Here is a 19,409-nt window from a genome sequence, read left to right as displayed (position 1 = left end):
TGGCCTCTTCTGAACATCGCAGACCTGCGGTCAGCGTTATTTTTAGTCTTCGACGGTGATACCCATCGAGCGAGCGGTGCCCGCGACGATGCGGCAGTTCGCTTCGAGGGTGTGGCCCGAGAGCTCCTTGCCCTTTTCTTCGGCGATGGCCTTGACCTGGTCCATGGTGACCGAGCCAACCTTTTCCTTGTGCGGAACGCCCGAGCCCTTGTCGACCTTGGCGGCGTCCTTCAGGAGCACGGCCACGGGCGGAGCCTTGACTTCGAATTCGAAGGAGCGGTCTTTGTAGACGGTGATGACGCAGCCGACGACCTTGCCGTTCAGGGGACGGGTGCGGTCGTTGAACTGTTGGATGAACTGCCCGGGGTTCACGCCGTGTTGGCCGAGGGCGGGGCCGATGGGCGGGGCCGGGGTGGCTTGGCCGCCGGGGGCTTGGATCTTGAACTGCGAGCTGATTTCTTTCTTGGCCATGGCGAACTTTCGGGGCTGGCGGAGGGGATAGCCTCCGTCGGGCAAACGCATCCTGCGTCTGAGGTTAGGTCCGGGTCACACGCCCAGCAGGCCGATCGGCCGCGCTGTGGCGAGTCGCATAGTGTACTGATCCTATCGCGGTTGACAAGTGCGATAGGCACGTTAATCTCTGTGGCCCAACTGATCCGATTCGCCCCGGAATTGACCCCGGCGAAACGGTTGGCCGGCCAGGTAGCTCAGTTGGTAGAGCACGGCATTGAAAATGCCGGTGTCCCCGGTTCAAGTCCGGGTCTGGCCACTTTACACCGCACTCCGACGCCTCACTGCGTTTGAGTGCGGTTTTTTCTTGCCCATCGCCCGCTCACCGACCCGTTGCACTCGTTCGCCCGATGTGCCACAATGCGGTATTGAGACTGCGTGTCAAATTCTAAACAACCGTCCCCACAGGAATCTGTCATGAAATCCGCCTGCCGTACCCTGGCCCTGCTGCTTGCTTTTGGCTTGACCAGCGCACTGGGCAATGTCGCGATCGCCCAGGAAATCACCGTTTACTCGGGCCGATCCAAATCCTTCATGGACCACCTGTTCAACGCCTTCGAAAAAGACACCGGCATCAAGGTCAACCGTGTCTACGACAAGACCGCCGCGATCGCCCTGAAGCTCAAGACCGAGGGTGAACGCTCCCCCGCCGACGTGGTGCTCGCTCAAGACGCCGGGGCATTGGGTTCGCTGTCCGACGCGGGCCTGCTTGCCCCCCTGCCCGAGTCGATCACCGCTCGGGTGGACCCGACTTACGTCAGCGAAGAAGGCGACTGGGTCGCGACTTCGCTGCGTGGGCGGACCCTGGCGTACAGCTCGGCCCGCGTGGATGAGAACGACCTCCCCGCCAGCGTCTACGACCTGACCGATCCGAAGTACCAGGGCCGGGTCGGCTTTGCGCCGGGCAACGCGTCGTTCCAGGCGTTCGTCACCGCGATGCGTCTGTCCGAAGGCGAAGAGAAAACCAAGCAGTGGCTGCTGGACATGAAGGCCAACGGCGTGAAGTCCTTCCCCAAGAACACCGCCATCATCCAGGGTATCGCCGCGGGTGAGATCGACTTCGGCCTGCCCAACCACTACTACCTCATCCGCTTCAAGATCAGCGACAGCAAGTTCCCCGTTGAGCAAACCAACTTCGAGCAAGGCGATATCGGCAACATGGTCAACGTCGCCGGCGCGGGCGTGCTCAAGTCCAGCAAGAACGCCGAGGCGGCGCAGAAGCTCATCGATTACCTGCTCACCGACAAGGGCCAGCACTACTTCGTCGGCGAGATTTTCGAGTACCCCGTCGTCGACGGCGTGATGCCCCACCGCCAACACGGCGACCTCGACACCAAGCTCGAGCAAGCCCCCGAAGTCGACCTCAACGCCATCAGTGACCTCAACGGAACCCTGAAGCTGCTCCGCGAAGTCGGCCTGCTCTAAACCCAACGATGCGGCCAGCCCGTCAGATCATCCTCACCGCGGCCGGCATAGGCCCCGCCGCGGTCCGCCCCCCGGCCAGCGGCAAGCCTTGGCCCTGGCTGCTCAGCCTGCCCGCCCTCGTGGTGGGCTTTTGCATTTTGCTGCCGCTGGGGTATTTGGTGATCACCGCGGTGCGCGGAGCCGACGGCGAAGTCAGCGAAATCATCTTCCGCCCCAAGACGCTGCAGGTCCTGCTCAACACGTTCGGCTTGTGCGCCGCGGTGTTGGCGACAACCACATTGCTCGCTCTGCCCGCGGCGTGGCTGATGACGTGCAGCAACCTGTTTGGCCGGCGGGTGTGGTCGATTCTGCTCGTGCTGCCGTTGGCGGTGCCGGGCTACCTCATGGCGTACACGCTGCTGTCGGTCGGCGGGTCGTACGGCGTGACCTACCGCTTGCTGGAATGGGAGACGCCGCGCCTGACGGGCTTCACCGGCTCGCTGATCTCGCTGACGCTCTACAACTTCCCCTACATGTTCCTCACGCTTCGCTCGGGCTTCGCACGCATCGACCCGTCGCTGCAGGAGGCGGCGCGGAGCCTGGGCGATGGGCCATGGCGTGCGTTCTTCCGGGCCGAGTTGCCTCAGCTCCGCCCGGCGTACCTCGCGGGGGCGCTGCTGGTGGTCTTGCATGTGCTGGGCGACTTCGGCGTGGTGAGCCTGATGCGTTTCGATACGTTGAGCGTGCTGCTCTACAACTCGCTGTCGTTTGAGCCGACCTACGCCGCGTGGGTCGCGGTGCTCATGCTCGTGGTTGCGGGGCTGTTCATCGGCGGCGAAGTGCTGCTGCTTCGGCGTCGGCGTTACGACCGGGTGACGCCCGGGGCGGCGCGAGTGCAACACCAGGTCCGGCTGCGCTGGTTCGCCATCCCGGTGGTGCTGTTGCTGATCGTGTTCCTGTTCTTTGCGATCGGCCTGCCGACGTTTTCCTCGGTGTACTGGTACTTCCAGCCCACGCTCGGATTTGTGACCCGCGACTGGGGCGCTTCGACGGCTGCTTCCCTGAAGATTTGTGTGCCGGCCGCGATCATTGCGACCGGCATCGCGTTGACCATGGGCTTGCTGACCCAGCGCTACGCGGGTTGGCGTAGCCGAGGGTTGGAGCGGTTGACCTATGCGGGTTACGCCACGCCGGGGCTGGCGCTGGGCCTGGCGATGGTGGGCGTGGCGCTGTGGCTCGATGGGTTCATCGTCGAGGCGGGCGACACGCTGATCTACCAATCGTTGGGCCTCATCGTGTTGGCCTACACGCTGCACTTCCTCGCCGAGGCGATCGGCCCGGTGCGCACCGGGTTGATGCAGGCCGGCGTCCGCGTGGAAGAAGCCGCACGCAGCCTGGGACGCGGGCCCATCGCGGCGTTCTTCGCGGTCACGTTCCCGCTCTTGCGTAACGGCCTCGCGGCGTCGATGGCGCTGGTGTTCCTCTCGGCGATCAAAGAGCTGCCGTTGGTCATGCTCCTCCGCCCCGCCAACTACGACACGCTGGCGTACAACCTCTGGGACCTGAGCAACGAAAACCTATACGCCGAGGCGGCACCGTTCGCCCTGACCATCCTCGGCGTGTCCGCGGTGTTTGTCGGCGTGCTGATCTGGTGCGAACGCCAAGCCAAGTCGCGTAAGATGCAGGACTGAGATTGCCCCAAGATGCGACTGCCCCAAATCCATCCCGAACCCCCGGACGTCGACGGTCACCGCCTGTGCATCGAACGGCTCGCCAAGCGCTACCCCGGTGCGGAGACCCGTGCGGTGGACGAAGTGTCGTTCTGCGTCTCGGCGGGTGAGATCCTCACGCTCGTCGGGCCTTCGGGATGCGGCAAGACCACGCTGCTGCGTTCGATCGCCGGGCTGGAGCGTCCGGACGAAGGCTACGTCCGCCACGGCAACACGCTCTGCCAAAACGCCGACACCTTCCTCGCCCCCGAGAAACGCGGCATCGGCTTTGTGTTTCAGGACTACGCCCTGTTCCCTCACCTGTCGGTGATCCAGAACGTCCGCTTCGGCTTGCGCCACGGCAGCAAGAAAGAACGCACCGAGATCGCGCGAGAAGCGATGCACCGCGTCGGGCTGCACGGCCTGGAAAACCGCCGGGTCCAGGAACTTTCCGGCGGGCAACAGCAACGCGTGGCCTTCGCCCGCGCTCTCGCCCCGGGCACCGACGTCCTGCTGCTCGACGAGCCGTTCTCCAACCTCGACACCGAGTTGCGTATCGGTTTGCGCAAGTCGCTCCAGGAACTCGTCCAACGCGGCGACCTCGGCGTGATCCTGGTGACGCACGACCAGGAAGAGGCCATGTCCATCGCCGACCGCATCGCGGTGATGCGCGACGGCCAGCTCCTACAGATCGGCCCGCCGCCCTCGCTCTACAGCCGGCCTCGCTCGGCCTTCGTCGCCAAGTTTCTGGGCAACTCGAACCTCATGACCGGCCAAGCCCAGGGCAACTTTGCCGAAACCCCCATCGGCCGCGTTGAAATCGATCGCCACGCCGAGGGCCCGGTCACGCTCTCGCTCCGCCCCGAACACCTCTCGTTCGACATGCAGGCGGGCGTCAACACCCCGGCGACGATCACCCTCCGCGAGTTCAAGGGCCACGACCTCACCTACCACGTCCGCCACGGCGAAGGCACCTACCTCATCCAAACCACCGGCGGCAGCCTCTACGACATCGGCGACGCGGTCCACCTCAAGCCGACCTCCGCGGCGGTGGTGGTGGAAGACGATCTTTCGAAATCGCCTGCCGAGGCGTGACGCAAATTCAAGCAGACTTACGGGGTGAATTCGCCAAACGTGTGCGGCAGTGTCTCGAGGAAACCGCGCAGTTGGTCTTGCAACTGCTCGATCGTTTCGCGGTTCGCCTCATCTCCGAACAGGTTGACCTGTTCGAACGGATCGGCGTCGAGGTCGTAGAGTTGGTCCGCATCGAAGTAGTGCGGGAAGTCGCGGTCCGAGTCCATCACGACCCCGGCGCTGAAGCCCCGCTTGCCCCGGTTCCGCTCGTTGGTGCGGCCGTCCCATGCGACGTACCGGCGGGTGCCTTCACGCTCGGCCCGCGCGGCGTCCTCGGCCATGCGCTGCATGATTTCGTCGGGCGCGCGGCAGGCGATCAGTTTCCAACGGTCCGTCACCACCGCCCGGGCGAAGCCGCATTCCAGTAGCAACGCGTCGCGCACCGGCGTGGCATCCTCGGGATTCAGTAACGCCTGGGCAAGGCTCACGCCGTCCTGCCCCACATCCTCGGGCACGTTTTCAGCGCCCGCCCATTCGAGAAACGTTGAGGGCAGATCGACGTTACCGCACAACAAGTCGGACCGCACGCCCGCGGGGATCTTGCCCGGCCAACGCACAACGAACGGCACCCGCGCCGCTTCGTACACGGTGTTCTTCCCGCGGCTCTGGTGGTCGCTGGTGAAGATCAAGACGGTGTTCTCTGCCAGGCCGCGCTCTTCGAGCTTGGCCATGACCGCCCCGAGGCTGTCGTCCAGATTCGTCGCCATCGAATTCACATCGGGCAAACCCGCCTCGCGGATACGGCGCATCACGTCGTCGCTCGACGGCTGGGATGTGGGGGCCTCGTCGAGATACCCGCCGGGCGTGGCACGGGGGTCGTTGTTCCACCAGCCCGCGCCTTTGCCCGAGCGGTTCTGCGTGTCGTAGAACTGGTTGTGCGGCAGCGGCAGTGACATGTATAGGAAGAACGGCTTATCGCTCTCGGGGCTCTGCAGGTCGAGGAAGTTGAGCGCGCCCTGGGTAACCCAAGGCAGGTTCTCCCGCTTGAGCATCTGCGGGACGTGGATCTCCCCGATGTTGCCCACGTAGATGCTGTCGGCGAAGTCGAAGCCGGCTTGCTTGAACGCTTCGCAGGTGTCTTCGTGCGCGTCGCGGATGCGCTGGTTGTCCTCGGGCTTCATGGGATCGAGGGTTTTGAGCTCTTTGTCGTAACGGCTGATGTCGTGGCCGAGGTGCCACTTACCGACGACGCCGGTGAAGTAGCCCGCGTCTTGCAGGGCCTTGGCGATGTTGGTCTCGGCGATCTTCAGCCCCGTGCCCCAGTTCACGTTGGCCGGGCCGCCGGCGGGGCTGTGATGCAGGAACGCCTGACTGCGCGACGCGTAACGCCCGGTGAGGATCGTGAATCGGCTGGGCGTGCAGATCGGCGAGGTGATGTAGAACCGATTCAGCGTCAGCCCCTGACTCGCCAGCTTCTCGAGGTTCGGCGTGAGCATGCGGGGATTGGAAAAGTAGTCGCTTTGGTCAGGCTTGCCGTCGTAATACCCCTGCTGCCGCATGCCTGTGTGGCTGGGGTACTGCGTCAGGTCGTAGAGGTTGATCTCGTCGAAGTCCAGGTCGTCAGTAAAGAACAGCAAGATGTTCGGCCGGGGGGCGTCGGCCTGCGCGTTCCCCACGGCGTTCATCGACGCACCAACCAGCAGCAACAGAACCCAAGCCGAGATGATCGATTTCAAAACAGAACTCCAGACGGGACAGAAACAAGAAATACTTTGGGGATGTATTGGCTTGATGTATTATGCCGCTGCATACCCTCAATCACAATTGATTCATCCACACCAATCATGTCATCGATTGATCCTGTAGTCAGCTTCAACGATCTCGCGATCACCCACCCCTGCGGCAGCAAGACCGCCGAGCCCGGTTGGGGACGGGACCGCGAAACGTCTCTCGCCCTGCGCGACCACGAGTTGTGGCTGGTCTGGGGTGGGCGGGGCTGGATGCGTGACCGCCACAACCAAACGCACGAGCTGCGCCCCGGCTTCTGCGCGTGGATGCGGCCGGGCGGGATCTACGACGCGGGTACCAGCGACACCCAGCCCCTGGGCTTCACGTACATCCACTTCACCGGCAGCTTCTCCACCGAGCCGCCGGAGTTCTTCGAGGTCGCCGACCTCGCGTTCACAGACCTGGCCACCCGGCGGATCATCGAGTCCATCGACCGCGCCACCCCCGATCGCTGGGGCGAATCGGCCCGGGCCAACCCCGCGACCTTGACCCTGCTTCAGGCCGTGCTGCTGGACCTGCTGCACACCCCCGCGCGGCAGGACCGCGGCCCCCACGAAACCGCCCTCACCACGCTCGCCGCCCAGATGCGACACGACCCCGCGAGCAGCATCTCCATCGCCCAGATGGCCGAGGACCTGGGTGTCAGCGCCGCCCACTTCTCCCGCCTCTTCCGCCAGCGTTTCGGCAAGAGCCCGCAGCAGTACCGTGTCGCCGCCCGGATCGAACGCGCCTGCCACGAGCTCAAAGAATCCAGCCATGCGGTCAGCCGGATCGCCGACCTGCTGGGCTACGCCGACGCGTTCGCGTTCTCCAAGCAGTTCAAGCAGTTCACCGGCCGCAGCCCCTCGGCCTACCGCAAGGGCCAGTCGTAAACCCCCGTGACGTGATTTTCTAATCGCCCCAATTTCCATGTCACGTTTAGCCGGCGATCCTAAACCGCCGCTTTGGCCACTGGTTCCGGGGCATCGCGGACTCTGCCCCGGCCACCCGGCTTTGCCTCGCTGGTCAACTGGTCTGGTTTTGGTGGTCTGGTCTGGCGGTAGACCACATCCAGACCATAATGCGCCCCGTCGGGTGAAGTCTGAAATCCTTGAGCTTTCGTGACGTCTATGCATAGAACAGCGCCTCCATACAGGGGCGTGGCGGATGTGCTGTGCGCATCAGCCCGTCGTTTTTCAAAATTTTTTCTAACTCCGCTGTCATTTTCGAAATCGGGCCGCGTCTACCGAATTGAGCCCCCTTTTCCCCTTACTGGAGTTAGCCATGTTGGTCCCCAAAACGGTCAAAAAAGTCCTTCTCATCGGTGCCGTGGGCGTCGCCGCCGGTGCCCTCCTCTTCGGCGGAGAATTGATGAGTTACGCCAAGAGCTCGGTCTATTCGGTCCAGCGCGAGACCAAAGCGGCGGTGCCGCTGTCGTTCGAGCTGCAGCGGGCCCGCGACCTGCTCGACGAAGTGCTGCCCGAGCTGCACGACAACATCCGCCAGATCGCCCGGGAAGAAGTCGAGCTGGAAGCCCTCTCACGCAGCATCGTCGAGAGCGAGCAGCGCGTCGCCCAGGAAGAAGCCGCCCTCGCCCAGCTGCGTGACGTCGTGGCGTCCGGCCAGACCGTCCACTACGTCAACGGCCGGACCTACAGCCGCGACGCGGTCACCCAGGACATGGGCCGACGCGTGTCGATGCTCAAGGAAGCCAAGCTCGTGCTTGAGGGCAAACGCCGCGTCGAGGAAAGCCGCCGTGCGTCGCTGGCCGCCGCCACGACCTCGCTTGAGCAGGCCCAGACCCGCAAGCTGCAACTCGAAGACCGCATCGAAAGCCTCGCCGCGCAGTTCCGCATGGTGCAGGCCGCCGAGTCGGCGTCGGGCCTCGCCCTCAACGACAGCAAGCTGAACCAGACCGAGAACCTCATCGCCGAGCTGCAGGAACGTCTGGACGTGGCCGAACGCACGCTGGCCCACGAAGCACGCTTCACCGCCGGCATCCCGCTCGCCGGCCCCACCGAGGCCGAGCTGCTAGCCGAGGTCGATGCATTGCTCGGCATCGACGAAACCCCCGCGATCGAAAACATGGAACTGGCCGGACGGATCGGCCAGTAAGAACGTGTACGAGGCCGCTGGTTTTACCCCCTCTCCCTCCGGGAGAGGGCCGGGGTGAGGGCACGTGAGTCTGGATGATCTGAGCCGATGCAGGCCATCGAGCGTCCCAGCCGCCCTCACCCTAACCCTCTCCCGGGGGGAGAGGGGACCAAGGCAATCACCCTTCGCAGCTCTCCTAAGTTCCCACCCTCCCGGTTGACTTCCTAACCGAGGCTAGCCAGCTTCAAGTCTCGTCTCTCCCGCCAACGCCCGCACCGCACCGCCCGTCATGAACCACGCCACCCTCCATCACGCCCTCACCGCCATGCACGCGGGTCGGCTCGACGAGGCGGCGAACCTTTTAACGCAACCGAGTATTCGGCCGCACCGCCGGGCCCAGGACGCGTTGACCGAGCTCTGCAAGCGGCTCGTGCAGCGTGGGCGCGAGCACCTGGGTGCCGAGCGTTGGGCCGAGGCCCGAAGCGATGCCCAGCGTGTCCTGTCCATCGAGCCGGGCCAAGCCGAGGCCGCCGAGCTCCTCGCTCAAGTGGCCCAGGAACGCGCAGCCCAACAGCGCCAAGAACGATGCGCCGCCGACGGCCTGGCCTACGCCAAACGGCTGGCCGACCTGGGCCAATCCACCCGCGCCCGAGAAGCCGCCCCGGAACTCGGCAGCGTCGCGGGCAAACGCCTGGTTGAACACCTGGACCTCCGCAAGCTCGAACGTCAGGCTCTCATCGAACGCGGTGAGGCGGCGCTAGAGCGAAATGATTTCGTTGGAGCGGCCCACGTCGTCGAACGTCTCGCGGCATTCCCGCCATCGTCCGAGAGCGACGTGCTCAAACACGCGCTACACACGCATGCCGCGCAGTCTGCCGAGGACCATCTCCGTGCCGGCCAACCCGATGAAGCGCTGACGTTACTCAAGCTGACCGGGGCCAGCGAAACGCTGACGCAGGTGTGCCACGATCTGCAAGCCGCGGCGGTGGCGCTGGACCGGGGTGACGCCGCCGTTGCGCTGCCCCCGCTTCAACGCGCAGCGCGTCACTTCCGGGGCGTGGATTGGCTAGACGACGCGATTGCGCAAACGAAATCGCTGCGTGATGCACAGGAAGCGTTGATCGCCGGGCCGATCGGGGCCCTCGCGGAAGTGGGCGGCGCGACGTCGAATGTCGCAACTCAAGCGGCAACGCGAGCGGTAGGATATGGGTATCGCTCGATGACGGATTCACCCCACCAGGCCGTGGCCGCTTCTACTTTGTCGCAATCTCCACTCATCCTGCACCAAGACGGCCAGCCGTTGGCCGTGCTCTGCGCTACGCCGCAGGTGAGCCTGGGTACGACTGGTGCATCCGTGTTGCCGCTGATCGCATCCGAATCCAGCCATCCCCTCACGTTCACCCGTGATGAAGAAGGCCACCTCGTCCAGGCCAGCTCCGACCTCACCGTGAACCAGCAGCCCGCCACGCACGCCCTGCTCACGCACCAGGACCGCCTGGGCGTCGGCCCACGCATCAAGCTGCGTTACCTGCGGGCCAACCCCGCGAGTCAGACCGCGGTGCTCGAACTGACCGCCGGGCGCTTCACCACGCCGAACCTGCGACGCGTCGTGTTGCTCTCGGGCGAGTTGCTCATCGGTCCGCACCGCGGCTGCCACCTGCGTGACCCGAAGCTGCCGCACCCCGTCACCTTCCGCCCCACGGCTGACGGGCTCGCGGCCGAGGGCGTACCGCTTGTGCCGGGCGGCCCAGAGCAAACCATCCACGGCCAAGCGTGGTCCGTCACCTCTTTCGACTTGTCATCGGCCTGACCGCCTCAATCCAGGGTCCACCTCTCTTGTCAACGTATCGATACCAACCCGGCGACCGCCCCCTCGACGGCTACACCGTGCGCGCCCCCGCCGGGCGCGGCGGCTTCGGCGAGGTCTACTTCGCCGAGAGCGACGCCGGCCGTGAGGTCGCGCTTAAAGCGCTCTACGTCACTCAGGGCTACGACGAGATCGAGCTGCGTGGCATCCGCCACTGCATGAACCTCAAGAGCCCGCACCTGGTGAGCATCTTCGATGTGAAGACCGCCGAGGACGGCACGCCGTTCGTGGTGATGGAGTACGTCGCCGGGCCGTCGCTGCGCGACCTGCTCAACGACTCGCCCGAGGGCCTGGGCCCGGACAAGGCCGCGTTCTTCCTGCGCGAAGTCGCCAAGGGCCTGAGCCACCTGCACGGCTACGGCGTGGTTCACCGCGACCTAAAACCCGCCAACATCTTCTACGAAGACGGCTACGTAAAAATCGGCGACTACGGCCTGTCTAAACTCATGTCCGCCGACCCCGTCGCCAGCCAAACCGTCACCGTCGGCACGGTGCACTACATGGCGCCGGAGATCGGCGCGGGCAAGTACGACAAGTCCATCGACCTCTACGCCCTGGGCTGCCTGCTCTACGAAATGCTCACCGGCCGGGTGCCGTACTCCGGCGACAGCCCGAGCGAGGTGCTGATGAAACATCTCCAGGCCGAGCCCGAGCTGGATGATGTGCCCGAGGCGTTTGCCAAGGTGATCCGCAAGGCGTTGCAGAAAGACCCGGCCGACCGTTACGCGTCCGCCACGGAGACGGTGGAAGACTTGTTCGGGACCGAGCACGTCCGCAACAGCGTGTCGCAGCTCAACGCCGACGAGCTGAGCGTGATCGCCAAGCGGGTGGGGCGAAAGCTCGAGACGCCGCCAGCGAACAACGTATCGCCGGGGGGCGTCCCGCTGCGTGCGCTGCGTCCCGCAGCCGGTGCCAAGACACCACCTGCCGCAAACGAGCGGCGTTGGCCAAGCCAGGGCCGCGGCCTGTTCCTCATGCTGACCGTGATCCTTGCTTTGGTTGCGGCGGCCCTGACCGGCACCGGCATGGAGCGTCACGCCGATGAAGGGTTCTGGTCATCGCTCTTCATGCTGATGTTCGTGGGCCCGGCGACGACATGGGCCGTGACTCGCGGAAGCCGCTACGAACCCGATCCCTTGCTGGGAACCCGGTTGGGGTTCGCCATCCGCCCGATCCTGAGCCACGCCCTGATCGCTTTGCCGTTCATCTTTATCGTGGTCGCCGGCGGGGTATCCGATCGCGTGGGCAGCCATCTCGTTACAGCAGCCTTCTTCTCCGCGCTGGTGACGGCGTGTGTGTATTGGCCTCGCTATACGCATCCGGACCGAGCGGTTGCGTTCTCGCCGGGGCTTTGGGTTGGCCTGGGGCTGGCCGCGGCGTTGCCCACTCTCGTGTTAATGCCCGAAGCGGTCGCGATTGCGTTTGTGCTGCCGGTGATCATTGCGTTGGGAGCGCAGCTGGTGCGTCCGACCAACACGCCTCATCCCGTCGCGCCGCTATCCCCGGCAACTCCGGTCGTCCCGCTCCCCGTTCCCGTGGCTGAGCCCCCGCATCCCGAGGCCGCGCCTGTCTCACCGCAGCCAAAGGCCGAGTCGCAAACTGAGCCGACGGATACTTCCTCGCGCCACAGCCGACTCGCGGCCCTACTGCTGTGTGCGGTGTGGATCATCATGCCGCTGGGCGGGCTGCACCGCTTCTACGTCGGCAAGTGGTTCACGGGCATCCTCTGGCTGTGCACGTTCGGCCTCTTTGGCATCGGCCAACTTATCGACGGCATCCTCATCCTCTGCGGCGCGTTTACCGACACCCAGGGCAAGCCGCTCGTCCGTTGGGAACTCGCCGGGCCGCCGCAAAGCCGCTCGGCCCACGTCACGCGCAAGAGCGCTGCGGTGAAGCGTACCTGGACACCACGCATCGACGGCCGGATCAATCCGTTTGCGATGATGCTACACCTGTTTGGGATTCTGCTGCTGCTGGTCAGCCTGGCGTTGGTGATGCCGGTGTTTATGTCGCTACCGCAGGCGGTATCGGTGCTGCCGGTGTTCGAGAACATGCGTGAAGAGATCGCCCGGGAGTTCGGCTACGACGCGTGGCCGCTGCTGCTGGGCCGGCTGATCGGGATCGTCGGCCTGGCCGGGATCGTGCTGGGCACCTTCATGATTGTCATGGGCCGCCGGGGCGGCGCGCTGCACTGTCTGCGGGCCCTCGCTGCCGGCGGCTTGTTCTTCTTCTTTGCGATGATGTCGATGACCGAGGACGGATTCCGCGCGGTCAGTGACTGGAAACTCAACCAGATGCAGACCACACTGCTCGAACAAGGCCAGACGGGGTTCGCCGCGACCCTGGACCTCTACCTTGACCAGGGCATGACTAACGTCATCGGCGGTTTTGCAACGCTGGCGATTGGCATGGTGTTGATGGCCATCCCCGCGCGCAGTCGCGTGATTTCGCATTCGACCAGACCGGAGGTGTCCTCATGAACGTTACGCTTTTGGCCCAATCCCCGGTAGTCGTATCCTTTGCCGCCTTGTTCATCCTGCTGCTCGTCGGCATCCTCATGGCGGGCTTTGTGATGCTGGTCGTGACGGCGATCAAGCGAAAGAACTCCACGGGGCTATGGGTCGCCGTGGCGTTGTTCGCAATGATGTTCTTTGTGCTTCCCCTCGGCATGGTGTTCCTCAGCGTTCAACGAACCGCAACCGTGCAGCAACACAATGCGGCTTATCTCCAAACTGAATCTGAGCGCCAACGCGAGGCGTTTCGCGAAGAATTAACCGCGCGCCCCGTACCCCAGCCGGCCGTGCCGTTGGTAGCGGTCGAGCCGCCCAACATCTCCGTCGCCCCCACGGAGTGGCAACCCGCGACCGAGATCATGCCGGACGCCGAGGTGGACTTCTATCCCTCGCAGCGCGAGGCCGAGCAGGCGATCGCCGCGGCGATCGTGGAGGCGTACGGTCAGCCCTGGCGGCTGCCGTTGACGCTCATCCACTCGATGGAGGGACCGCCGACCGACACTTACCAGACCGCAGCCGATGCGATACGCGAACTCGGTATCACGGCTCGGGCGGTCAGACCCAGCGTCTCCAACCACACCCGTCAGCACGGCATCCTGCTCACGCTCAACCCGCCGACCCCCGAGTCGCCGATCGGGATGTACCACGCCCGGGACGAGCACCAGACCGATGCGGTGCCCTTCGCGTTTTCCGCACGCTTCGTCGACAAGCCCTGGCTGACCGATCTCTCGGCCTACCGCATCACGCACGACTCGCCCAAGCTCATGATGGGTTTCAGTCTCAACCCCGAGAGCACCGCCGAAGACGCCGAGACCGCGGCGCTGCGGGCTGTCGCGGCGAAACTCGCGCCACGGGTGGCCGACCAACGCGGCGGATCGCCGAGTGATTACGACTCCAGCATCTTGTACCCCGAGCTCGACTCGATCGTCCGCAACCTCCGGCGGCTCAACCTGGTCGAGGATCAGTTCACCCAACGCCTTGAGCGGTCCTACGGCAGCGTGTTCCGCCACGCGGTGCTGGTGGATGCGAACCCGCAGGTGCTCAAGCTCCTCTACCAAGGAGGCAACTTCACCTGGGTCGACATCCCGCCCCAACAGCAGTTGGCTCAGGCGCCGCGGCCGTCTGGCACCCCACCCAACGGACAACCCGCCTACGCCGCGGCGGATTATTCGCCGGCTCCCAGCGCCCCGATGCGCCCCGTCATCTTCAGCTACGTCCTCCGCGTGCTAGGGCTCGGGGTGCTCGTGGGCATCACGCTGCTGATCTACCGCGTGCTGGACAACTGGACCTTGGGGTATCGGCAAGGCGCGTTGTCGGTCACGGTGATCGCGGTCATCCTTGGCGGGGCGTTGCTGCTTGGGCTACTGTGGATGGCATGACCGAAGCAGATCGATTGCTTCTGAAGAGTATCTGCAGCGGTGACGAGGCCGCGTGGTCCAGGTTGGTCCGCCTGTATCAAGGCCGGCTGGTGGCGTTTGCCACGCAGCAGACGCGCAACCGCGCCGACGCCGAGGACGCGGTGCAGGATTGCTTCGTCACGTTTCTCAAACAGCTCGAGCGTTTCCGCGGCGCCGCGTCGATCGAGACGTATCTGTTTCAGATCCTGCGCCACCGCATCATCGACCAGTACCGCAAGCAGGCGCGCCGTCCCTGCCGACTGAGCACGGACCTGTCGGACCGGCAAGACACCATCGCGGCGATGGAAGCCCATCAGCCCACGCCCTCGGCCTACGCCGGGCTGCGCGAGGCCCAAGACAACCAGCAGGAATGGCTCGCTGATGCACTGCGGACGGTGACCGCGCGGTACCAGGCGGAGTGCGACTTCGACAAGCTGCGGGTGATCGAGATGTTGTTCTACGCCCAGCTGCCGCCGGTCCAGATCGCCGGGCACATAGAGATCAGCAGCAACACCGTCGCCACGATCAAACGCCGCACGCTCCAACGCATCGGCGACACTCTGCCCAATGAGGCGGGCAACACGCCGCTAACGGACACCCTGCTCACCACCGCGTGGGAAGCCGCCCGCCCGAGCTGCCCGAAACGCAGCACCATCGGCGCGTACCTGCTCGGCTCGCTCGACAAGCCGTGGCACGACTACGTGCGGTTCCACCTGGAAACGCTGGGCTGCCGGTTCTGTGCGGCGAATTTCGAGGACCTGAAGCAGCAGACGCAGGACGCCGAGGCGCAATCGCATGTTGAGGATTTGAATGCGCGGATTCTGCGATCGTCGGTGGGGTTCCTGCCGCGTCAGGGGTAGCGATTCGGCATGCAATACAGCAGTCTTGATCCCCCTCCCTTGAGGGAGGGGTCAGGGGAGGGTGGCTAACCTCGCCCCAGATCGCGGCAATCTGCAAGCCTCGACACCCTCCCCCCGCCCCTCCCTCAAGGGAGGGGAGTAAGACAAAGAAGAACCGTGGGGAATTCTCAAAACCCGATCGACGCGCCGCCGTCGACGCACAGGCACTGGCCGGTGATGAATCCTGCTTGGTCTGAGCAGAGGAACACCGCGGCGTGGCCGATGTCTTGGGGGGTACCCATCTTGCCCATCGGGGTACGTGAGAGGACCTTGCCTCTGCGCTCGGGCGACTTGGCGAAGGCTTCGTCGGTCATCGGCGTGCTGATCCAGCCCGGGGCGATGGCGTTGACGCGGATGCCCTGGGATGACCAGTCGGCGGTGAGCGAACGGACCAGCCCGAGCACCGCGGTCTTGGCGGTGGTGTAGCCGACGATGTGCGGCACGCCCATGAAGCTCGCCATCGACGCGAGGAAGAGGATGCTCCCGCCGCCCGCTTCGATCATCCCGGGGGCGAGGTCGCGGCTGAGCGCGAAGCCCGCCTTGATGTGGGTCGACAGCATCGTGTCGAAGTCTTCATCGGAAACCTGGGTGGCTTCCTGCTTGTGCTGGTGCCCGGCGTTGTTCACGAGGAGGGTGATCGGTTGGCCGAATTGTTCTTGTGCGCCGCGGATCATTTCGGCGCGGCCTTCGGGGCTGTTCACGTCGCCGACAACGCCGTGGGCGCTCGGGCCGAGCTGGGCGACGGCCTTTTCGATGACCTCCGTGCGACGCCCGCTGATGCACACCTTGGCCCCGGCGTCGATCATGCACTGGGCGATCGCCAGGCCGATGCCCGTGCCGCCGCCGGTGACCAGCGCGACACGATCCTGCAGAGACGGAGAAGAAGTTACGTTCATCGGAACTAGCCTAGCGAATGAAGGGATGGGTCAGAGCTGGTTGATCGTCTCGAGCGCTTCGGGTGTCGGCTCCATGCCGGCCCCGGGGTAGTCGGGCGTGGTGAAGAAACCATCGACGACCTCGGCGGGGTGCTTCATCCAATCGCGCAGCCAAGGGATGTATTCGAGCAGGCCGCACGCGGGGTGAGCGATGCAAAGGTGCTGATGGACCTGGGCCATGTCGCCGACGTGCGGCACGACCGGCAGGTTGAAGCTGTGGGCGAGGTCCGCGACCTGCCACCACTCGGTGATGCCCGCGAGGCGGACGATGTCGGGCTGGACGTAATGCACCGCACCCGCTTGGATGAAATCGCGGAAGCGGAACGCCTCATAGAGCTGTTCGCCCATGGCGATCGGTGTGCTGATCGACTCGGCCAAGCGTTTGTGGCCCATCGTGTCATCGAACGCGATCGGCTCCTCGATCCACGTGATGTCGTAGTCGGCCAGGCGCGAACCGAGCTGGATCGCAACGGGCAGCGGCCAGCGCCCGTTGGCATCGGTCATGATGCGTACCTCGGGGCCGAGCGCCTGACGGACCGCCTCGACGCGGCGGAGGTCTTCCGTCCCGCTGTCGCCGCCGACCTTGATCTTCACGGCCCGGTAGCCCTCCTCTTCGATCATGCGTTTGCAGTCGGAGACGAGGTCTTCCATGCTCCAGTTCAGCCAGCCGCCGTCGGTGTTGTAGGCCTCGACTTTGTTGGACGCGTGGCCGCCGAGCACTTTCCACAGCGGCAGCCCCTGGGCTTTGCACTTGAGGTCCCACAGCGCGATGTCGATCGCGCCCAGCGCCAGGTGCGTGATGCCGCATCGGCCGACCCAGTAGATCTCGCTCTGGCGGTAGAGCTTTTCCCAGAGGCCGCGGACGTCGCGCGGGTCTTCGTCCAGCAGCAGCGGGCCGAAGGCGTCGGTGATGCAGGACGTAATGAGCTTGTCGGTGGGCAGATGGGCGTGGGTGCCGGAGAAGCCGTAGCCGACGTGCTCGGTGTCGGTGTGGATGGCGACGCCGGGCGCACCCCAGTGGGTGATCGAGTGGGTGCTGTCGGCGATCCCGCCGCGGGTGACCGGGGCGTGGAGGATGATGGGCTCGAGCTTGGTTATGCGCATGGGGGTTCTCGACTCGCTTGGTCGGTGGTTAAAAATCAATCACGGCCTTGATCAATCCCGGAGACCGGATGACCTCGGCGAATTGGTGCTCGAGGTCGTCGAAAGCGACGCGGTGGGTGATCAGCGGCGTGGGATCGATCCGGCCGGCCTGCATGGACTCGATCAGTTGGTCAAAGGTCGACGCCGTCGCGGCGCGGCTGGCGGAGAGCGACAGCTCCCGGCGGTGGAAGTTCGGGTCGTCGAATTGCAGGTCCCCGGTGAATAGGCCGACGAACACGACGCGTCCCCCGTGCTCGGCCAGGTCGAAGCAGCCGTTCATCGAGGCGGGGTGGCCGGTGGCGTCGATGATGCAGTTCGGGAGTTGGCCGAAGTGGTCGCGGAACGTTTGCGCCATACCCTCGCCCGCCACGACCGCCTTACCCAGGCCCAACGTCTTGCTGGCGAAATCTAACCGTCCGGCATCGCGATCGACCAACACCAACTCGGCCCCCTCGGCTTTGGCCGACAGCGCCACCGCCAAACCGATCGGGCCCATGCCGATGATCGCCACGGGTTCGCCGGGTTTGATCGCCGCACGTTCGACCGCGTGGGCACCGATCGCCAACGGCTCGGCCAACGCTAGCGCATCCGCACTCAGGCCTTCGCCGGGGTGGAGGAAGTCGGCATCGATGGCGAGCCGGGGAACGTGCCCTCCGTCGATGTGCACACCCATGACGCTCAGCTCGCGGCAGCAGTTGGTCTTGCCCGCCTTGCACGCGGGACACTTGCCACAGAAGAAGTACGGGCGCACCGCACAGAGCGTGCCCGGCTCAAGGTCGCTGCCGTTAGGAGCCGAGACCACTCGCACGCACAGCTCGTGCCCCAGCCGACGCGGGTAGGAGAAGAACGGCTGATTCCCGCCGTAGGCGTGGATGTCGGTGCCGCAGATCCCGCAGCTCACCACCTCGACCAACGCTTCGCCGGGGCCGGGCGTGGGCTCAGGGACGTCGGTCGTGGCAAACACACCGGGGGATTGGAGGGTGAGGGTTTGCATGGGGTTCTGCGTGAAAGTCAGGAAAACAGTTGGGGTGGTTACGGCTTGATCCGGAACACAAAAGCGGACGACGTGTTGTACTTCCCGCCGCGGAATGCGCCGAAGAGGTGCGTAGGCCGGCCGTCGGCGCCGAGCAACACCTGCGGGCGTTCCATGCGGCCCTCGCGGTCCAGGCCGTTGGGCGCTTCATCGACGTAATGCGACATCGCCTCGAAGCCGAGCTGCGGGTCGGACCAGTGGACGCCGTCGTCGGAGGAGAAGTACAGCCCGACCTCGTGGTTCACCACGCCCATGTCGCGGGCCAGCATGTGGAACTTGCCATCCTCATACCACACGGTCGGGTCTTCGCACTGCGGGTTGTGGTTGCCGTAGCGGTTGAGGTCGATAATCGGGTTGCCGGGGTACAGGGTGTAAGGCCCGCGGGGGTCGGTCGCGGTGGCGAGCAGGCCGCGGCGGTTGGCCTTGGTGCCGACCATGCCGGTGCCGGGCTTGAGTTGTCGCAGCTCGATGTCGTAGCGCCACTCGGTCAGGCTCATGCCCTGGTAGTAGAGCATGTAGCGCCCGTCGGGGTGTTGGGCCATGACGGGGTTGCAGGCGTAAGCGCTGTCGAGGTCGTCGGGGTGTTCGCCGCCGGGGATGAGCGGCTCGTCCATGCGTTCCCATGGCCCGTCGAGCGACTCGGCAAACGCGGCACCGGTGCGCAGCGTTTCGACGTTGGGCTCGCGGTTGCCGATGTAGTACATGACGTACCCGCCGTCGATCTTGAAGACCGCGGGGTTGTGGATGGTGTGGGCGTCCCAGTGGTCACCCCCCCGACCGGCCAGCACGGTGCCGGTGGTGGTGTAGGGGCCTTCGGGTTGGTCGGCCACGGCGTGGGCGATCTCGCTTACGGTGATCCAGCCCACATGATCCGCGGCGTTGGGCCAGCGGGCGTAGAACAGATGCGTCCGGCCGTCTTCACCCAGGATGGGCGAACAGCACCAGACGTTGTAGTCCGGGTCTTCGAGGACGCGCCCGACCGGTTCGAGCCGGGTCATGAAGTCGGATACGGGGAGGTTGGCGGGTGTGGACATAACGAAACTACATCAGGGGTAAAAACCGGA

At 65.1% G+C, this 19,409-nt stretch carries 15 protein-coding genes and 1 tRNA gene; 10 read left to right on the top strand and 6 right to left on the bottom strand.

Translation table 11 applies throughout. From position 1 onward, the window contains the following. Positions 1-42 precede the first annotated feature (42 nt). Positions 43-471, bottom strand: a complete 429-nt coding sequence (gene rplK / locus HNQ40_RS17275) for a 50S ribosomal protein L11 (protein WP_184679063.1) — start codon at positions 469-471, stop codon at positions 43-45. A gap of 225 nt (positions 472-696) precedes the next feature. On the opposite strand from rplK, the gene HNQ40_RS17270 reads away from it, so the two are divergent. From HNQ40_RS17270 to HNQ40_RS17255, 4 genes are all read left to right on the top strand, one after another. Then, a tRNA-Phe gene (locus HNQ40_RS17270) sits at positions 697-769 on the top strand. A gap of 158 nt (positions 770-927) precedes the next feature. Continuing rightward, entirely contained in the window at positions 928-1,935 is a 1,008-nt protein-coding gene (locus tag HNQ40_RS17265; RefSeq protein WP_184679062.1) for an iron ABC transporter substrate-binding protein, read from the top strand. An 8-nt stretch (positions 1,936-1,943) separates the two neighbouring features. Further along, the gene (locus HNQ40_RS17260; RefSeq protein WP_184679061.1) at positions 1,944-3,605 is read left to right on the top strand and encodes an ABC transporter permease; all 1,662 of its coding nucleotides are present in this window, start codon (positions 1,944-1,946) and stop codon (positions 3,603-3,605) included. A 12-nt stretch (positions 3,606-3,617) separates the two neighbouring features. Continuing rightward, positions 3,618-4,718, top strand: a complete 1,101-nt coding sequence (locus HNQ40_RS17255) for an ABC transporter ATP-binding protein (protein WP_184679060.1) — start codon at positions 3,618-3,620, stop codon at positions 4,716-4,718. A gap of 17 nt (positions 4,719-4,735) precedes the next feature. Here the strand turns inward: HNQ40_RS17255 and HNQ40_RS17250 are convergent, their stop codons facing one another. Further along, the gene (locus HNQ40_RS17250) at positions 4,736-6,433 is read right to left on the bottom strand and encodes a sulfatase family protein (RefSeq protein ID WP_184679059.1); all 1,698 of its coding nucleotides are present in this window, start codon (positions 6,431-6,433) and stop codon (positions 4,736-4,738) included. A gap of 108 nt (positions 6,434-6,541) precedes the next feature. Here HNQ40_RS17250 and HNQ40_RS17245 point away from each other — a divergent pair, with 108 nt between their 5' ends. The 6 genes from HNQ40_RS17245 to HNQ40_RS17220 all read left to right on the top strand — a co-directional run bounded on the left by HNQ40_RS17245 (position 6,542) and on the right by HNQ40_RS17220 (position 15,195). Continuing rightward, positions 6,542-7,357 (top strand): helix-turn-helix domain-containing protein, encoded by an 816-nt coding sequence (locus HNQ40_RS17245; protein WP_184679058.1) that lies wholly within the window; start codon positions 6,542-6,544, stop codon positions 7,355-7,357. A gap of 391 nt (positions 7,358-7,748) precedes the next feature. Then, positions 7,749-8,579 carry a hypothetical protein gene (locus HNQ40_RS17240; RefSeq protein ID WP_184679057.1) on the top strand — a complete coding sequence of 277 codons (831 nt, stop codon included), beginning with the start codon at positions 7,749-7,751 and terminating at the stop codon, positions 8,577-8,579. A gap of 268 nt (positions 8,580-8,847) precedes the next feature. Further along, positions 8,848-10,368 carry a hypothetical protein gene (locus tag HNQ40_RS17235; RefSeq protein WP_184679056.1) on the top strand — a complete coding sequence of 507 codons (1,521 nt, stop codon included), beginning with the start codon at positions 8,848-8,850 and terminating at the stop codon, positions 10,366-10,368. Between the two features lie 26 nt (positions 10,369-10,394). After that, positions 10,395-12,905 carry a protein kinase domain-containing protein gene (locus HNQ40_RS17230; protein ID WP_184679055.1) on the top strand — a complete coding sequence of 837 codons (2,511 nt, stop codon included), beginning with the start codon at positions 10,395-10,397 and terminating at the stop codon, positions 12,903-12,905. Next, the gene (locus HNQ40_RS17225; RefSeq protein ID WP_184679054.1) at positions 12,902-14,317 is read left to right on the top strand and encodes a hypothetical protein; all 1,416 of its coding nucleotides are present in this window, start codon (positions 12,902-12,904) and stop codon (positions 14,315-14,317) included. Before HNQ40_RS17230 ends, HNQ40_RS17225 begins: the two co-directional genes overlap by 4 nt. Beyond that, positions 14,314-15,195, top strand: coding sequence for an RNA polymerase sigma factor (locus tag HNQ40_RS17220; RefSeq protein WP_184679053.1), 882 nt, complete (start codon positions 14,314-14,316; stop codon positions 15,193-15,195). The genes HNQ40_RS17225 and HNQ40_RS17220 overlap by 4 nt, the downstream gene beginning before the upstream one ends. A gap of 167 nt (positions 15,196-15,362) precedes the next feature. Here HNQ40_RS17220 and HNQ40_RS17215 read toward each other — a convergent pair whose 3' ends face one another. From HNQ40_RS17215 to HNQ40_RS17200, 4 genes are read right to left on the bottom strand one after another with little or no spacing between them, the layout of a single operon-like run. After that, a complete protein-coding gene (locus HNQ40_RS17215) occupies positions 15,363-16,130 on the bottom strand; it encodes an SDR family NAD(P)-dependent oxidoreductase (protein WP_184679052.1) in 768 nt (255 codons plus the stop codon). A 30-nt stretch (positions 16,131-16,160) separates the two neighbouring features. Then, positions 16,161-17,273 carry a mandelate racemase/muconate lactonizing enzyme family protein gene (locus HNQ40_RS17210; RefSeq protein ID WP_184679051.1) on the bottom strand — a complete coding sequence of 371 codons (1,113 nt, stop codon included), beginning with the start codon at positions 17,271-17,273 and terminating at the stop codon, positions 16,161-16,163. 28 nt (positions 17,274-17,301) lie between these two features. Next, entirely contained in the window at positions 17,302-18,306 is a 1,005-nt protein-coding gene (locus HNQ40_RS17205) for a zinc-binding alcohol dehydrogenase family protein (protein WP_184679050.1), read from the bottom strand. Between the two features lie 38 nt (positions 18,307-18,344). After that, a complete protein-coding gene (locus HNQ40_RS17200; protein WP_184679049.1) occupies positions 18,345-19,379 on the bottom strand; it encodes a glycoside hydrolase family protein in 1,035 nt (344 codons plus the stop codon). Positions 19,380-19,409 lie beyond the last annotated feature (30 nt).

Source organism: Algisphaera agarilytica (genome assembly GCF_014207595.1).
GTDB classification, from domain to species: domain Bacteria; phylum Planctomycetota; class Phycisphaerae; order Phycisphaerales; family Phycisphaeraceae; genus Algisphaera; species Algisphaera agarilytica.
Note: the sequence above shows the minus strand (reverse complement) of the source record. Positions and strands in the feature narration are given on the sequence as shown.

Coding starts and splice junctions, on each gene's coding strand:
- HNQ40_RS17255 (WP_184679060.1), top strand. CDS start 3,618: ATGCGACTGCCCCAAATCCATCCCGAACCCCCGGACGTCGACGGTCAC.
- HNQ40_RS17245 (WP_184679058.1), top strand. CDS start 6,542: ATGTCATCGATTGATCCTGTAGTCAGCTTCAACGATCTCGCGATCACC.
- rplK (WP_184679063.1), bottom strand. CDS start 471: ATGGCCAAGAAAGAAATCAGCTCGCAGTTCAAGATCCAAGCCCCCGGC.
- HNQ40_RS17240 (WP_184679057.1), top strand. CDS start 7,749: ATGTTGGTCCCCAAAACGGTCAAAAAAGTCCTTCTCATCGGTGCCGTG.
- HNQ40_RS17225 (WP_184679054.1), top strand. CDS start 12,902: ATGAACGTTACGCTTTTGGCCCAATCCCCGGTAGTCGTATCCTTTGCC.
- HNQ40_RS17265 (WP_184679062.1), top strand. CDS start 928: ATGAAATCCGCCTGCCGTACCCTGGCCCTGCTGCTTGCTTTTGGCTTG.
- HNQ40_RS17220 (WP_184679053.1), top strand. CDS start 14,314: ATGACCGAAGCAGATCGATTGCTTCTGAAGAGTATCTGCAGCGGTGAC.
- HNQ40_RS17260 (WP_184679061.1), top strand. CDS start 1,944: ATGCGGCCAGCCCGTCAGATCATCCTCACCGCGGCCGGCATAGGCCCC.
- HNQ40_RS17205 (WP_184679050.1), bottom strand. CDS start 18,306: ATGCAAACCCTCACCCTCCAATCCCCCGGTGTGTTTGCCACGACCGAC.
- HNQ40_RS17235 (WP_184679056.1), top strand. CDS start 8,848: ATGAACCACGCCACCCTCCATCACGCCCTCACCGCCATGCACGCGGGT.
- HNQ40_RS17210 (WP_184679051.1), bottom strand. CDS start 17,273: ATGCGCATAACCAAGCTCGAGCCCATCATCCTCCACGCCCCGGTCACC.
- HNQ40_RS17215 (WP_184679052.1), bottom strand. CDS start 16,130: ATGAACGTAACTTCTTCTCCGTCTCTGCAGGATCGTGTCGCGCTGGTC.
- HNQ40_RS17200 (WP_184679049.1), bottom strand. CDS start 19,379: ATGTCCACACCCGCCAACCTCCCCGTATCCGACTTCATGACCCGGCTC.